The 14,594-nt window shown below is 67.9% G+C and carries 16 protein-coding genes; 4 read left to right on the top strand and 12 right to left on the bottom strand.

Annotated features, from left to right (window positions below; all coding sequences use genetic code 11):
• Positions 1-60: 60 nt before the first annotated feature.
• Positions 61-1,452 carry a glycine--tRNA ligase gene (locus ACIA76_RS34025; protein WP_397157855.1) on the bottom strand — a complete coding sequence of 464 codons (1,392 nt, stop codon included), beginning with the start codon at positions 1,450-1,452 and terminating at the stop codon, positions 61-63.
• Positions 1,453-1,744: 292 nt separating this feature from the next.
• Between ACIA76_RS34025 and ACIA76_RS34020 the strand changes: the two genes are divergently transcribed.
• Positions 1,745-2,140: an ArsR/SmtB family transcription factor gene (locus ACIA76_RS34020; protein WP_397157853.1), complete on the top strand. Its 396-nt coding sequence runs from the start codon at positions 1,745-1,747 to the stop codon at positions 2,138-2,140.
• A gap of 3 nt (positions 2,141-2,143) precedes the next feature.
• Positions 2,144-2,578, top strand: a complete 435-nt coding sequence (locus ACIA76_RS34015) for a Fur family transcriptional regulator (protein ID WP_397157851.1) — start codon at positions 2,144-2,146, stop codon at positions 2,576-2,578.
• A gap of 100 nt (positions 2,579-2,678) precedes the next feature.
• On the opposite strand, the gene ACIA76_RS34010 is transcribed toward ACIA76_RS34015, so the two are convergent.
• The 4 genes from ACIA76_RS34010 to ACIA76_RS33995 form a co-directional block, all read right to left on the bottom strand.
• Positions 2,679-3,083, bottom strand: a complete 405-nt coding sequence (locus ACIA76_RS34010; protein ID WP_397157849.1) for a hypothetical protein — start codon at positions 3,081-3,083, stop codon at positions 2,679-2,681.
• Complete coding sequence (locus tag ACIA76_RS34005) at positions 3,080-3,877, bottom strand: isoprenyl transferase (RefSeq protein ID WP_397157847.1); 798 nt, start codon at positions 3,875-3,877, stop codon at positions 3,080-3,082. Before ACIA76_RS34005 ends, ACIA76_RS34010 begins: the two co-directional genes overlap by 4 nt.
• Positions 3,878-3,994: 117 nt before the next feature.
• On the bottom strand, positions 3,995-4,768 hold the full coding sequence (gene recO / locus ACIA76_RS34000; protein ID WP_397157845.1) for a DNA repair protein RecO: 774 nt from the start codon (positions 4,766-4,768) through the stop codon (positions 3,995-3,997).
• A gap of 42 nt (positions 4,769-4,810) precedes the next feature.
• A complete protein-coding gene (locus ACIA76_RS33995; protein WP_397157843.1) occupies positions 4,811-5,224 on the bottom strand; it encodes a hypothetical protein in 414 nt (137 codons plus the stop codon).
• A 175-nt stretch (positions 5,225-5,399) separates the two neighbouring features.
• Here ACIA76_RS33995 and ACIA76_RS33990 point away from each other — a divergent pair, with 175 nt between their 5' ends.
• Entirely contained in the window at positions 5,400-6,815 is a 1,416-nt protein-coding gene (locus ACIA76_RS33990) for an amidase (protein WP_397157841.1), read from the top strand.
• Here ACIA76_RS33990 and era read toward each other — a convergent pair.
• The 7 genes from era to ACIA76_RS33955 form a co-directional block, all read right to left on the bottom strand.
• Positions 6,812-7,711 carry a GTPase Era gene (era, locus tag ACIA76_RS33985; RefSeq protein WP_397157839.1) on the bottom strand — a complete coding sequence of 300 codons (900 nt, stop codon included), beginning with the start codon at positions 7,709-7,711 and terminating at the stop codon, positions 6,812-6,814. The two genes, ACIA76_RS33990 and era, sit on opposite strands and share 4 nt — an antisense overlap.
• Entirely contained in the window at positions 7,708-8,085 is a 378-nt protein-coding gene (locus ACIA76_RS33980) for a cytidine deaminase (protein ID WP_397157837.1), read from the bottom strand. Before ACIA76_RS33980 ends, era begins: the two co-directional genes overlap by 4 nt.
• Positions 8,078-9,364: a hemolysin family protein gene (locus ACIA76_RS33975; RefSeq protein WP_397157908.1), complete on the bottom strand. Its 1,287-nt coding sequence runs from the start codon at positions 9,362-9,364 to the stop codon at positions 8,078-8,080. Before ACIA76_RS33975 ends, ACIA76_RS33980 begins: the two co-directional genes overlap by 8 nt.
• Before the next feature lie 115 nt (positions 9,365-9,479).
• On the bottom strand, positions 9,480-10,034 hold the full coding sequence (gene ybeY, locus ACIA76_RS33970; RefSeq protein WP_397157835.1) for an rRNA maturation RNase YbeY: 555 nt from the start codon (positions 10,032-10,034) through the stop codon (positions 9,480-9,482).
• 277 nt (positions 10,035-10,311) lie between these two features.
• The gene (locus tag ACIA76_RS33965; RefSeq protein ID WP_397157906.1) at positions 10,312-11,376 is read right to left on the bottom strand and encodes a PhoH family protein; all 1,065 of its coding nucleotides are present in this window, start codon (positions 11,374-11,376) and stop codon (positions 10,312-10,314) included.
• A gap of 211 nt (positions 11,377-11,587) precedes the next feature.
• Entirely contained in the window at positions 11,588-12,475 is an 888-nt protein-coding gene (locus tag ACIA76_RS33960) for a LysR family transcriptional regulator (protein ID WP_397157905.1), read from the bottom strand.
• Entirely contained in the window at positions 12,465-13,223 is a 759-nt protein-coding gene (locus ACIA76_RS33955) for a Type 1 glutamine amidotransferase-like domain-containing protein (RefSeq protein ID WP_397157833.1), read from the bottom strand. The genes ACIA76_RS33960 and ACIA76_RS33955 overlap by 11 nt, the downstream gene beginning before the upstream one ends.
• 139 nt (positions 13,224-13,362) lie before the next feature.
• Here ACIA76_RS33955 and ACIA76_RS33950 point away from each other — a divergent pair, with 139 nt between their 5' ends.
• Positions 13,363-14,556 carry an MFS transporter gene (locus tag ACIA76_RS33950; protein WP_397157831.1) on the top strand — a complete coding sequence of 398 codons (1,194 nt, stop codon included), beginning with the start codon at positions 13,363-13,365 and terminating at the stop codon, positions 14,554-14,556.
• Positions 14,557-14,594: the final 38 nt, after the last annotated feature.

The raw sequence follows: 14,594 nt of genomic DNA, 5'->3' as shown, positions 1-14,594 counted from the left end.
CGTGGTGCGCTGGTTATTTCCGAGGCGGACGTCCAGTCCGTACGCCCGCCTCGTTCGTACTCAGGCCCCGATCAACCGCTGGGCGAGGTAGCCCTCGACCTGATCCAGCGCCACGCGTTCCTGGGTCATCGAATCGCGCTCGCGCACGGTGACCGCATGATCCTCGAGGGTGTCGAAGTCGACGGTGACGCAGAACGGGGTGCCGATCTCGTCCTGGCGGCGGTAGCGGCGGCCGATGGCACCGGCATCGTCGAATTCGACGTTCCAGTGCTTACGCAGCTGGGCGGCAAGGTCTTTCGCCTTCGGCGACAGATCCGCGTTGCGCGACAGCGGCAGCACCGCCACCTTCACCGGGGCCAGGCGACGGTCCAGCTTGAGCACCGTGCGCTTCTCCATGACGCCCTTGGCATTCGGCGCGTCGTCCTCGGTGTAGGCGTCGATGAGGAAGGCCATCAGCGAGCGGGTCAGACCGGCCGCGGGCTCGATCACGTAGGGGATGTAGCGCTCGCCGGTGTTCTGATCGAAGAAGCTCAGCTCGGTGCCGGAATGCTCGGAGTGGGTCTTGAGGTCGAAGTCGGTGCGGTTGGCCAGACCCTCGAGCTCACCCCATTCGCTGCCCTGGAAATGGAAGCGGTACTCGATATCGACCGTGCGCGAGGAGTAGTGCGAGAGCTTCTCCTTGGGATGCTCGTACAGCCGCAGGTTCTCCGGATCGATGCCGAGGTCGGTATACCAGGCCAGGCGGGTGTCGATCCAGTACTGATGCCACTGCTCGTCCTCACCGGGCTTGACGAAGAACTCCATCTCCATCTGCTCGAACTCGCGGGTGCGGAAGATGAAGTTGCCCGGGGTGATCTCGTTGCGGAAGCTCTTGCCGATCTGGGCAATACCGAACGGCGGCTTCTTACGCGCGGTGGTCATCACGTTGGCGAAGTTCACGAAGATGCCCTGCGCGGTCTCGGGCCGCAGATAGTGCAGGCCCTCCTCGGACTCGATCGGGCCGAGGTAGGTCTTGAGCATCATGTTGAAGTCGCGCGGCTCGGTCCACTTGCCGACGGTGCCACAGTCGGGGCAGCCGATGAGCTCCATCGAGACCGAATCCGGGTCATCGATCTTGTGCTTGTCGGCGTAGGCCTCCTGCAGATGATCCTGCCGGTGGCGCTTATGGCAGTTCAGGCATTCGACCAGCGGATCGTTGAAGGTGCTGACGTGGCCCGAGGCGACCCACACCTGCCGGGGCAGGATGATCGAGGAGTCCAGGCCGACCACATCGTCGCGGCTGGTGACCATGGACCGCCACCACTGCTTCTTGATGTTCTCCTTGAGCTCCACGCCGAGCGGCCCGTAGTCCCACGCCGACCGGGTGCCTCCGTAGATCTCGCCACTGGGGTAGACCAGACCCCGACGCTTGGCGAGATTGGCGACGGTGTCGACCTTCGACTTGGGTGCCACTGTTGAAGCTCTCCCTCTGGCTGAATGGGTTGGGCAATTCGGTCCAGCGTAGCTTGCCCGCCTCCCCGCGTTTCAGGCCATACAAGTCAGGTTCCACGCGATCTGGTCACAGGTCCTGCGTCGAGTGCCGGGTTGCTCCTTGGACGTACCCGACGAGTTACCCATGTGCTCGCGAAACCAGTTGTTACGTTTGCGTCCATTATCAGTGCACGCGACACGCGGGGAGGGGGAGTTGACATGCGCACCTGTGCATATCAATAATGGCATCGGTTTCCAATAAGGAGTTGGTTCGATGACCGCCGACAGTGGTGCCCCTCTGCGTCGCAGCCGCGTCGCCGTGGAGGCGCCCACCCCGATTCCGCACGATCCGTATCCGTATCGCGCGCCGACGGCGCCGGCCGTCCCGCCGCGGCCGATCCTGGACAATGCGGGCGAATTGCTCCGCGCGCTCGCCGCGCCCGTGCGGATCGCCATCGTGCTGCAGCTGCGTGAGTCACCGCGCTGTGTGCACGAGCTGGTCGATACGCTGGGCGTGACGCAGCCGCTGGTCAGCCAGCATCTGCGAATCCTCAAATCGGCCGGGGTGGTGCGCGGGGAGCGCACCGGCCGCGAGGTGATCTACGAACTGGTCGACGACCACCTGGCGCGCATCGTCGTCGACGCCGTCGCGCATGCCGAGGAAGGGTGATTCGTGCCGGACAAGACGGGCACAACAGATAAGACGGTCGGAATACGCAGCACCCGCCAGCGCAGCGCGATCGCTGCGCTGCTCGGCGATATCGATGAATTCCGCTCCGCGCAGGAGCTGCACGACGAATTGCGCCGCCGCGGTGAGGGAATCGGCCTGACCACGGTCTACCGCACCCTGCAATCGCTCGCCGACGCGGGCAAGGTCGACGTGCTGCGCACCGACACCGGCGAATCGGTCTACCGCCAATGCTCCAAGGGCCATCACCACCACCTGGTCTGCCGCCACTGCGGCCGCACGGTGGAGGTCGAGGGCCCCACGGTCGAGGCATGGGCCGAATCCGTCGCGGGCCAACACGATTTCACCGACATCAGCCACACCATGGAGGTCTTCGGCACCTGCCGCCCCTGCGCGACAACCCGAGACGGCCACTCCTGACCCTGGGCAGTGGACGCCACAGCCGCACCCCTTCCAGCGCTTCGCACCCCCTCTGGACGCCTGTAGGGGGTGCGAAGCGCGGGAAAGGGTGCGGGGATCGCTAGGGCACCAAGCCCTTTCGGGCTCGGCCTGCGCCGGAGAGGACCAGGAGCAGCATGGTTGTCAGCGCGTTGTCGGACAGGCCCGCGGCCGGGAAGGTGTAGCGCAGGATCACATCGGCCAGCTTCTCGTGGCCGATGACGGTGATCGAGCCGAACTGCATCGCGTTGTTGCGATCGGCGACGCGCTTGTGCAGCTGCGGTTTGAGCGGACGGTCCCAGGCCAGCACGCAGGTCAAGGTGAGTACGTCCAGCCCATCGGCGAGATTCACCCCACGCAGCGAGCACAGCGCACCCTCGAATTCGAAACCCAGCCCGCCCTCCTCGACCCGCACCGCGATATCGCAGCGGGTCAGGCATGCCCCGGCGCGGATCTGCAACTCCTCGGCGGCGGTCGACGCGCTCATTTGACACCGCCGAAGCGGCGGTCGCGCTGGGCGTACTCCAGGCACGCCTCCCATAGGTTGCGCCGATCGAAATCGGGGAAAAGCGTGTGCTGATAGACGAATTCGGCGTAGGCCGACTGCCAGATGAGGAAGTTGGAGCTGCGCAGCTCACCCGACGGACGCAGGAACAGATCCACATCCGGCATATCCGGCTCGTCGAGATAGCGGGCGAAGGTCTTCTCGTCGACCTTCTCCGGATCGAGCTCCCCCGCGGCCACCCGGCGCGCGATTTCCCGTGCGGCATCGGCGATTTCGGCACGACCGCCGTAGTTGACGCACATGGTCAGGTTCATCACCGTATTATCCCGGGTCAGCTCCTCGGCGATCTCGAGTTCCTTGATCACGCTGCGCCACAACCGAGGTCGCCGCCCGGCCCAGCGCACCCGCACCCCCATCTCGTGCATCTCGTCGCGACGACGGCGGATCACATCGCGGTTGAAGCCCATCAGGAAGCGCACCTCCTCGGGACTGCGCCGCCAGTTCTCGGTCGAGAAGGCATAGGCCGACAGCCATTTCACGCCGATCTCGATGCAGCCCTCGACGGTATCCATCAGCACCGCCTCGCCGCGCTCATGCCCCGCGGTGCGTGGCAGGCCGCGCTCCTGCGCCCAGCGGCCGTTGCCGTCCATCACCAGCGCGACGTGGCGGGGCACGAACTCCTGCGGGATCGCGGGTGGACGCGCGCCCGACGGGTGTGGCGTGGGCGGGCGGATGGTGCGGGTGGCCTGAGCGTTGGAGGTGCGGTTGCCGATCACGCCCACAATCCTGCAGCATGCGCCCGCGCGCGCGAGCACGACCACGGATTTCCCGCGGTATCTCCGTGAATTCTCCACATTCGGGCAGCTCAGACCAGTTGCCGGCAGCCGCCCCCCTCAACCGACGCGGGTCTCGCTCGCCTCGGCCACGATGTGCGGGCGGGAGCGTTCGATCAGCGGCAGGGTGCGCAGCTGACGTTCGAGATGCCATTGCAGATGGGCGGCGGTGAGGCCGCTGGCCTGGCGGCGGATGCCCTCGGGGACGATATCGATGCCGGACCAGTCGCCGCGATTGAGGGCGCTCATCAGATCGAGCACGCCCAACGCGGGAGTGGCCGAACCCGGCGGACGGCAGTGCACGCAGACCGCGCCGCCCGCGGCCACGTGGAAGGCGCGGTGCGGGCCGGGGGTGGCGCAGCGGGCGCAATCGTCGAGGGCGGGAGCCCAGCCCGCGAAACCCATGGCGCGCAACAGGAATGCGTCCAGGATCAATTCGTGCGGACGCTGTCCCGCGGCGATGGCGCGCAGGGCGCCCGCGGTGAGGGTGTGCAGCCGCGGTGCGGGGGCCCGCTCCTCACCGGCGAGGCGTTCGGCGGTCTCGAGCACCGCGCAGGCGGTGGTGTAGCGGCCGTAGTCGGCGACGATATCGGCGGCGAACGCCTCCACCGTATGCACCTGGGTGACGACGTCGAGATTGCGTCCGGGATAGAGCTGGATGTCGATATAGGCGAACGGCTCGAGCCGCGCGCCGAACTTCGACCGGGTGCGTCGCACACCCTTGGCCACCGCCCGGACCAGGCCGTGCTGGCGGGTCAGCAGCGTGACGATGCGATCGGCCTCGCCGAGCTTGTGCTGGCGCAGCACGATCGCATGGTCACGGTAAAGACGCACGGGCACATCCTCCCATGCCCGCCCGACGCGGCGAGGCAACCCTCAGGACTGCCCGTCGCGGTTCTCGTTGTAGAGCTGCTCGATGCGCGGCGCGTGAATCGTGCGCAGCAGCACCGTGGTCCAGCCGGTGCGGGTCCGATCGATACCGAAGTTATCGGCCTCGAGCAGCATTCGCTCGGGTCCCTGCAGCTCCATCGTCACCGCGGGATGTCCGAGCGGGACGTCGACCAGCGTCTCCCGATTGCCCCAGACGATCAGCCGACGCTTACTCATGGCCACGGTGCCCGCCGCGATATCGGTCCAACTGGATGAGGCGTAATGCAGTGCGGTCCGATAGCCGCGCTGCGCCACCGACCCACTGATGGGACCGAATACGACGATTCCGTCCGACTCCAGCGCCGAACGCAATGGCAACGGCAGTTCTTTCGAACCGAACGCCCGGGACATCCACCTCACGCGATGGGATGGTAGGCCGGTCGGACCGCCCGTGGGTGGGTCGGAAATGGGCGGTCCTGGGGAAATGTCGCGCGCGGATATTACGATTTGAAAACAGTGCAAGTCAGCCGCCGATGTGGACGACCGACCAACCGCAGGCTACGGTTCGGAGCAGGCATCGGGAGACGGAGATCACATGACGACGGCGCCCATCCGCGAGCTCGGATTGGCCGAATCGGCGGCCGCGATCGCATGCGGCGACACCACATCGGTGGCGGCGACCACGGCCGCGCTCGACCGGATCGAGGCAAGTGCGGCCTCCCTCAACGCATTCCGCGTCGTGCGCCGCGAGCGCGCCCTGGCCGAGGCCGCCGAGGCCGATCGGCGCGTGGCCGCGGGCGAGCGCCTGCCCCTGCTCGGCGTACCGATCGCGATCAAGGACGACACCGATATCACCGGGGAGTCAACGGCTTTCGGATGCGGCGGGCAGTTCCCGGCCGCGACCGAGGACGCCGAGGTGGTGCGGCGACTGCGGGCGGCCGGTGCGGTGATCGTCGGCAAGACCAATACCTGCGAGATCGGCCAATGGCCGTTCACCGATGCCGCGGCCTTCGGCTACACCCGCAATCCGTGGCATGCCGAACACACCCCGGGTGGCTCCTCGGGTGGCTCGGCGGCCGCGGTATCGGCCGGATTGGTCCCGGCCGCACTGGGTTCCGACGGCGCCGGATCGGTGCGCATCCCCGCCTCGTGGACGAATCTGGTCGGCATCAAACCGCAACGCGGGCGCATCTCCACCTGGCCGCGGGCCGAGTTGTTCAACGGGCTCACCGTGCACGGCACACTGGCCCGCACGGTCGCCGACGCCGCGCTGCTGTTCGATATGGCCGCCGGTGCGCATCCGGGCGATCGGCACACTCCGCCCGCGCTCATCGTCTCCGATGCCGTGGGCCGCGATCCGGGGCGGCTGAAAATCGCACTGGCGCTGGGCATTCCGTTCACCGCGACCAGGACCGCACTCGACCCCGAGGTGGCCGCCCGGGTGCAGGATGTGGCGGGTGCGCTGCGCCGGCTGGGCCATGCGGTGACCGTCGCCGAGGTGGACTACGGCGTCGCGCTGGGCGCGAGCTTCCTGCCCCGCTCCCTCGCCGGAATCCGCACCGAACTCGCGAAACTGGCCGGCGCACAAGTGGATCCGCGCACCCGCTTCAACGCGCGGATGGGTCTGCTGCTGGGCGGCCCGGTCCTGGCCGTCGCGCGCGCCGCGGAACCGTTGCTGCGCAAGCGCATCGGCCGCATCTTCGACGACTTCGACGTGGTCCTCGCGCCGACCACCGCGACCCCGCCGCCTCCGGTCGAGGCCATGCGGGGCCTGAACACCGCAGCCACCGACGCCCTCATCACCGCCGCCTGCCCGTACACCTGGCCGTGGAACGTCCTGGGCTGGCCGAGTGTGAACGTGCCCGCCGGCTTCACCGCCGCCGGACTGCCGGTCGGCGCGCAGCTGATGGGTCCGGCCTGCTCGGAGCCCCGGCTGGTTTCGGTCGCGGCCCAACTGGAATCGGAGCTGTGCTGGCAGCGCCACCGCCCCGAACCCTGGTGGGAACGCTAGAAACCCAACTTGCGCAACTGTTTCGGATCGCGCTGCCAGTCCTTGGCGACCTTGACGTGCAGATGCAGATAGATGCGCGTGCCGAGGATGCGTTCGATCTGCTGGCGCGCCGCGGTGCCGACCTCCTTGAGGCGCGCACCGCCCTTGCCGATGATGATCGCCTTCTGGCTGGGCCGCTCGACGTAGAGGATGGCATGCACATCGAGCATGCCCTCGTTGTCCTCGCGCGGGAGGATCTCCTCGATCACCACCGCCAGCGAATGCGGCAGCTCGTCGCGCACCCCCTCGAGCGCGGCCTCGCGGATGAGCTCGGCCATGAGGGTTTCCTCGGGTTCGTCGGTGAGCTCGCCGTCGGGGTAGAAGGCCGGACCCTCGGGCATCTTCGAGGCGACGACATCGATGAGAACCTCGACCTGCTCGCCCTTGACCGCCGACACCGGAACCACCTCGGCCTCGGGGCCCAGCAGCTGCGAGACGGCCAGCAGCTGTTCGGCGATCTGATCGCGGCTCACCTTATCGATCTTGGTGACGACGCCTAGCAGCGTGGTCTTCGGCGCCATCTGCTTGATCTGCTGCACGATCCAGCGATCGCCGGGGCCGATCTTCTCATCGGCCGGAATGCACAGCGCGATGACGTCGACCTCGGAGTAGGTGTCGCGCACCAGATCGTTGAGCCGCTGGCCGAGCAGCGTGCGCGGACGATGCAGACCGGGGGTGTCGACCAGGATCAGCTGAGCGTGCTCGCGATGCACGATGCCGCGGATGGTGTGGCGGGTGGTCTGCGGGCGCGAGGAGGTGATCGCGATCTTCTGGCCCACCATGGCGTTGGTGAGGGTGGACTTGCCGGTATTGGGGCGACCGACGAAACAGACGAAGCCGGAACGGAATTCGCTCATGCGCGGTCACCGCCGGTCGTATCCGGCCCGTCTCCGATGGTGTCGTAGATCCCGCCGTTGCGATCGGCGAAGATGATCCGCGCGGCGGGCGACACCTCCTGCACCGCGGCGACGCCGGGATCGCGCAGCTGCGCGCCGACCACCACGGCCGCCTCGAAACCCTCCGCACCGCTGGAGATCGCGGCCGCGACCGCGGACTGCAATGCCGTGAGCCGCAACGCCTTCAACACCACCTCGCCCGCGGCGTAGGTGCGTCCGTCGGTGTCCCGCACGGCCGCGCCGCTGCCGCCGCCCGTGCGGCCCATCGCGCCGCGGGCCAGCACCAGCAGCTTGTCGTTCTCCGCATCCGATACCACGCCGTCGCGTTCAGTCATCGCCATCTCCATCCTCCTGGCCCGATATCCGGCCGGGCTCGGCCCCGTCACGCTCGGAATCGATCTTGTCGGCGGGCTTGTCCGGCGCCCGCTTCACCACCACCGTGTGCACGCGGACCCGGCCGCGCGCATCGGCTCCACCTTCACCACGCAAATGCAGCCCGTGCACCACGGCCTTGGATCCCGGCAGCGGCACGCGGCCCAGCGCGTGTGCGAGCAGGCCGCCGACGGTGTCGACATCCTCCTCGTCGATCTCCTCGCCGAACAGCTCGCCCAGATCCTCCACCGAAAGTCGGGCCGACACCCGGTATTTCCCGGTGCCGAGTTCCTCGACCGGCGCGATCTCGTCCGTGTCGTACTCGTCGGCGATCTCGCCCACGATCTCCTCGAGCACATCCTCGATGGTCACCAGGCCCGCGATACCGCCGTACTCGTCGACCAGCAGCGCCATGTGATTGCGGCGGCGCTGCATCTCGTCCAGCAGGGCGTCGAGCGGTTTGGAATCGGGCATGAACACCGCCGGGCGCATGACCTCGAGCACCCGCACCTTCTTGCCCCGATCCGTGTACGGCACAAGGTCTTTCAGATAGACCACGCCGAGGATGTCGTCGACGTTCTCGCCGACCACCGGGATGCGCGAATGGCCGGACCGCACGGCCAGCGACATCGCCTGGGCCGCGGTCTTATCCGATTCGATCCACACCATCTCGGTGCGCGGCACCATGACCGCGCGGGCGGTGGTCTCGCCGAGTTCGAACACCGACTGGATCATGCGGCGTTCCTCGGAATCCACCACACCGCTCTGCTGGGCCATGTCCACGACCTCGCGCAGCTCGATCTCGGAGGCGAAGGGGCCGTTGCGAAATCCCTTACCGGGGGTGATCGCATTACCGAGCACGATCAGCAGGCGGCTCACCGGGCCCAGCAGCGCGCCGATGGCCTGCAGCGGCAGGCTCGCACCGAGTGCGATCGAATACGCGTGCTGGCGGCCCAGGGTGCGGGGGCCGACGCCGATGACCATGTAGTCGACCACGACCATGACCACCGCGGTGATCAGCAGCGCCCATCCGGCGGGCAGGACGTCGTCGAGGGCGGCGGCCAACAGGACGGTCGCGGTGATCTCGCAGGTCAGACGCAGCAGCACCATGAGATTCACGTAGCGGGGTCGGTCGAGCACCAGGCGGGACAGTCGCCGCGCGCCCGTGCGATCGGCGCGCACCAGATCCTCGACACGCGCGGGGGAAATGGTGACCAGCGCCGCGTCGATGGCCGCGAACATGCCACCCACCGGAACCAGCAAGATCGCCAGAAGCAGCAGGATCAGCGAATTCACGCTGTGCCCTTCGCGGCATGAGCGGGGGCCTCCATGGTTACCCGCCTCCGGCCCTGACCGCTCACGCCGGGTCCAACGGATCACCGGCATCGGTGAATCCGGTCTTACCCAGCAGAGCGCGATCGCGCTCGGCGAGTTCGGCACGGCGCTGCGCCTCGCGCACGCTCTCGTACCATTCGGCGAGCAGGCGACCCTGCAGGCCGAACATCTCCTTCTCCTCCTCCGGCTCGGCATGGTCGTAGCCGAGCAGGTGGAGCACGCCGTGCACGGTCAGCAGCGCCAGCTCCTGATCGAGCGAATGACCCGCCTTGACGGCCTGCGCGGCCGCGAACTCCGGGCACAGCACGATATCGCCCAGCATGGACGGTCCGGGCTCGGCACTGTCCGGGCGTCCGCCCGGCTCGAGCTCGTCCATCGGGAACGACATCACATCGGTCGGCCCCGGCAGCTCCATCCACCGCATGTGCAGATCGGCCATCGTGTCGAGATCGACCAGCACCATCGACAGCTCCGCCGCCGGATGCACATCCATCTGGCCGATCACGAACCGCGCGACACTGACCAGATCCTCCTCGGATACATCCATACCCGACTCGTTGGCGATCTCGATACTCACGGGGGTCAGCTTATGTCACTGGAAGGTCCCCGCTTTGCATCGCGCTGCGCCGCAAAGCGGGACAGGGTGAGGCATGCCACCTGAGTTCCGCGTCGAGCAGCGCCACGCACCACCGACCTGAGTTCCCCACCGAGCAGGGCAGCGCAGCACCCACCTGAGTTCCCCACCGAGCAGGGCAGCGCAGCACCCACCTGAGTTCCCCACCGAGCAGGGCAGCGCAGCACCCACCTGAGTTCCCCGCCGGGCAGCGCAGCGCGATGCCCGGTGGGGATCCAGGTCAGCGGCGGCCACCCCGTTCCGCGGCCCGACGCTGGGCGCGGTTGCCCGGATAGTGGGCAGCGGTCACATTCGGGCGGGTCTCGGCCTCATAGCGTTCGTAGGCGTCGACGATGTCGGCGACCAGACGGTGACGGACCACATCGCTGGAGGTGAGTTCGGCGAAGTGGATGTCCTCGACATCGGAGAGGATGTCGCCGACCACGCGCAGACCGGATTTGGTGCCGCCGGGCAGATCGACCTGGGTGATGTCGCCGGTGACCACGATCTTGGAGCCGAAGCCCAAGCGCGTGAGGAACATCTTCATCTGCTCGGGCGTCGTGTTCTGCGCCTCGTCCAGAATGATGAACGAGTCGTTGAGGCTGCGGCCACGCATATAGGCCAGTGGCGCAACCTCGATCACGCCGGACTGCATGAGCTTCGGGATCGCCTCCGGATCCATCATGTCGTGCAGCGCGTCGTAGAGCGGGCGCAGATACGGATCGATCTTCTCGTTGAGCGTGCCCGGCAGGAAGCCCAGCCGCTCCCCCGCCTCCACCGCGGGACGGGTCAGGATGATCCGTGTCACTTGCTTGCTCTGCAGCGCCTGCACGGCCTTCGCGACCGCCAGATACGTCTTACCGGTACCGGCCGGGCCGATGCCGAAGACGATCGTGTGCGCGTCGATCGCGTCGACATAGCGCTTCTGGTTGAGCGTCTTGGGCCGAATCGTCTTGCCGCGCCGCGACAGAATGTCCAGACTCAGGACCTCGGCCGGGGAATCCGACGATCCCTCGGTCAGCATGGAATACGTATGCCGCACCGCCTCCGGTGTCACCATCCGGTTGCGGCCGGTCAGCGCGACCAGCTGTTCGACGATCCGCTCGGCCAGCGCCACATCCGCGGCCTTGCCGGTCAGGGTCACCGAATTACCGCGGACATGGATGTCCGCGTCGAGCAGGCGCTCGAGTTCACGCAGATTCTCATCGGCCGATCCGAGAAAGCCGAAGACCGATTCGGGGGCAAGTTCGATGCTGGAACGCACGGTCCGAGCGGCAGGGCCCGAGCCGTCGCCGCCGGCTCCGATGCCGGCCGTAGGAGTTGTCGGGTCGCCGAATTCACCTTGGGTTCGCAATAGTGGCTATGGCCTGCTTCCGGTCTCGAACGTTCGCTTTGTGTGATGAAAGTTTAACGCGCGCGACCGACAGCGCCCAGTGAATAGATGGCAACCCCCAGGTCACAGGGCGATCCCGGGCTGCGCCCGGGAACAGAGTGGAGGAGCCGGGAGCCGGGAGAGGCTACTGCGCCCACTCGAAGGCATAGGCGCGGAAACGCCGCACGGCCTCGGACGGGGTGGCATTCGCCGACCAGATCAGGCCGACCGCGCGCGATGCGCCCGGATCGGCGAGCGGTACCAGCACCGGCCCCGGCTGCGGACCACGCACCGGCGCCTCGTCCTCCAAGGGGAGCATCGCGACTCCGAGCCCCGCGGCGACCAGGCCCGCCACGGTCACCAGATCGCTGGACTCCAGGACGATCCGGGGGCGGAAATCGGCTGCGGCACAGAGATCGTCGAGGATGCGGCGCATGCCGAAGCCGGGGTGCATGGCGATGAATTCGCCCTCGGCGGCCTCCGTCAGCCGCACCTGCCGTCGCCCGGCCAGGCGATGATCGGCGGGCACCGCCAGGGCCAGCCGCTGCCGCAGCAGCGTCCGCCAGCCCAGTCCGCCGACGGCCGGTTTCGGTGAGACCAGCCCCAGATCGGCGGTGCCGTGCAGCACGTGGGAGGTCACCACCTCGGCGGCATCCTGGCTGAGGGTGAAGGTGATTCGACCCGAGCCGCGGCGGAACCCCGCGATGAGTTCGGGCACCAGTCGCGCGCCGAACGAATGCAGAAACGACAGCCGCACCACCCCCATCGCGGGATCGACCAGATCGGCGAGCTCACGCCCGGCGGCATCGAGCTCCGCCTGAGCGCGGCGGGCATGTTCGTAGTAGACGCGCCCGAAGTCGTTGAGCGCCAACCGCTTTCCATGCCGATCGAACAGCGCGACGCCGAGCCGGCGCTCCAGCCGGGCCAGCATGCGCGATAACGTCGGCTGGGATACGTGCAGGCGCTCGGCGGCCGCGCCGACGTGTTCGAGTTCGGCGAGGGTGAGCAGCCAGTGCAGATCCTCACCCGACATGGTCGGCTCTCGGGCCATCCACCCGGCCGGGCAGCAGTCGAGGCTCGTATCGCCGCATATCGATGCCGTCACCGTCCCGGCGGATCCGTGTGAGGGTGCTCGCGGGCGTCGCGGCCACCACCTCGGCAAGTCGTTCGTCGCGGAACAGCACCGCGGCCCCGTCGTCGAGCGCCCAGCCGTCGGGCAGCGATCCGGTCTCGACGGCCCGGATGTACATCGGCGCCCGGTCGGGTTCGGAATCGAAATGCGGACAGAAACTGCCGGGCAGCAGTCCCAGCCCGTCATGGAGTTCGCGCAGCGGGCCGAACGAATCGGTCAGGCAGCCCTCGAACCAGCAGGCCGCCCCGGCGCTGACGCCGCACAGTACGACACCGCGGCGATAGGCGTCGGCGAGCAGGCGGTCCAGGCCGTGCAACCGCCACACCGCCAGCAGATTGGCCGTGCTGCCGCCGCCGACATAGAACACATCCTGATTCGCCATGACGGCCTCGAGGTCGTCGGGGATGTCATGGAACAGCGACAGATGACTCGGCACGCAGTTCAGCCGCCCGAACGCTGCGTGGAAGGCGGCGATATCCTCCCGCGCATCGCCGCCCGCGGTGGCCAGGAAACACACTCGCGGACAATCCGATCCGGTACCGGCCAGCACGAATTCGTCCAGCGGCGAATCGGGATCGAGGGAGAAACCCCCGCCGAGAAGTACGATCCTCCGCTCGACCGCCACGGCGGCATCCCTCTCACTGTGCACAACCATCCCCTTTCGCCGTGCGAATCGTCACTCGCGGTTCCCGAGTCCCGACACCAATTCTGCGCTTATACAGAATCTGTATCAGGCTCTCGGCTTTTATGCATTTCCTTTTGGAAACGACCGCGCCCATGCTCGGGGCATGGCCACCACGATCGCCCCGGTCGGCACCGGCGCCCATGAACGCAGGATCACGCTGGCGCTGTTCGCCGCGGGGCTGACGACCTTCGCCTCGATGTACAGCGCCCAGGCGCTGCTGCCGAGCCTGTCGACGGCGTTCGGGGCGACGCCCGCGCACGCGGCGCTGGCGGTCTCGCTGACCACCGGTGCGCTGGCGGTGGCGATCGTGCCGGTGAGCGTGCTGTCGGGGAGGTTCGGCCGGACCCGGGTGATGATCACCTCGGCCATCGCGGCGGCGGCGATCGGGCTGATCGTGCCGCTGAGTCCGAATCTCGAGGTGCTGCTGGCCGGGCGGGCGCTGCAGGGGCTCGCACTGGCCGGGGTGCCGGCGGTGGCGATGGCCTATCTCGCCGAGGAGATCGGAGCGGGCGGGCTCGGCGCGGCCATGGGCGTATACATCGCGGGCACCAGCGTGGGAGGGCTTGCGGGACGGCTGATTCCGGCGTTCGTACTCGAGGGCGCGTCGTGGCGCTGGGGTGCGGCGGCGGTCGGCGTGGCGGCCGCGCTGTGCACGGTCTGGTTCGTGCGGGAGCTGCCGGATTCGCGCGGATTCGTCGCGCAACCGCTCGATATCACCACCCTGGCCCGGGATCTGGCCGGACATCTGCGGCACGGCACGCTACTGGCCCTGTTCGTCCTGGCGTTCGTGCTGATGGGCGGATTCGTGTCGGTGTACAACTTCCTCGGCTATCGCCTCGTGCATGAACCGTTCGGATTATCCACGGCCACCGCGGGTCTGGTGTTCGTGCTCTATCTCGGCGGGACCGCGTCCTCGACGATCGCGGGCCGCCTGTCCGACCGCCTGGGCCGCCCGCGGGTCCTGATCGTGGCGCTGGTCACGATGGCGCTGGGCCTGGCACTGACCCTCCCCGACCGCCTCCCGATCATCCTGATCGGCGTCCTGCTGTGCACCGTGGGCTTCTTCGCGGCCCATTCGATCGCCAGCGCCTGGGTGGGTGCGGCGGCCCGCCACAATCGCGCCGCGGCCTCCTCGCTGTATCTGTTCTTCTACTATCTCGGCAGTTCCGTCGTGGGCGGCGCGGCGGGTATTCCGTACGCGCGCTACGGCTGGGCCGGATTGAGCGTCTACGCAGGGATTCTCGCCGCCGCCGCGGTCTCGACGACCTTCCTCGCCCGCGGCGCGGCGCGTGCGTGAGTCGCCGAACGGATATCTCGCTCTGATCTTGGTTAATA

Source organism: Nocardia sp. NPDC051570 (assembly GCF_044454005.1).
Classification (GTDB): Bacteria; Actinomycetota; Actinomycetes; order Mycobacteriales; family Mycobacteriaceae; genus Nocardia.
The sequence above is the reverse complement of the archived record's forward strand: the minus strand, read 5'-3'. Positions and strand labels throughout refer to the sequence as shown.

What these genes read in the sequence shown, in the direction of transcription:
- ACIA76_RS33980 (WP_397157837.1), bottom strand. Translation starts at nt 8,085, where the DNA reads ATGACTGAACGCGACGGCGTGGTATCGGATGCGGAGAACGACAAGCTG.
- era (WP_397157839.1), bottom strand. Translation starts at nt 7,711, where the DNA reads ATGAGCGAATTCCGTTCCGGCTTCGTCTGTTTCGTCGGTCGCCCCAAT.
- ACIA76_RS33990 (WP_397157841.1), top strand. Translation starts at nt 5,400, where the DNA reads ATGACGACGGCGCCCATCCGCGAGCTCGGATTGGCCGAATCGGCGGCC.
- ACIA76_RS33975 (WP_397157908.1), bottom strand. Translation starts at nt 9,364, where the DNA reads ATGTTCGCGGCCATCGACGCGGCGCTGGTCACCATTTCCCCCGCGCGT.
- ACIA76_RS33960 (WP_397157905.1), bottom strand. Translation starts at nt 12,475, where the DNA reads ATGTCGGGTGAGGATCTGCACTGGCTGCTCACCCTCGCCGAACTCGAA.
- ACIA76_RS33950 (WP_397157831.1), top strand. Translation starts at nt 13,363, where the DNA reads ATGGCCACCACGATCGCCCCGGTCGGCACCGGCGCCCATGAACGCAGG.
- ACIA76_RS34020 (WP_397157853.1), top strand. Translation starts at nt 1,745, where the DNA reads ATGACCGCCGACAGTGGTGCCCCTCTGCGTCGCAGCCGCGTCGCCGTG.
- ACIA76_RS34010 (WP_397157849.1), bottom strand. Translation starts at nt 3,083, where the DNA reads ATGAGCGCGTCGACCGCCGCCGAGGAGTTGCAGATCCGCGCCGGGGCA.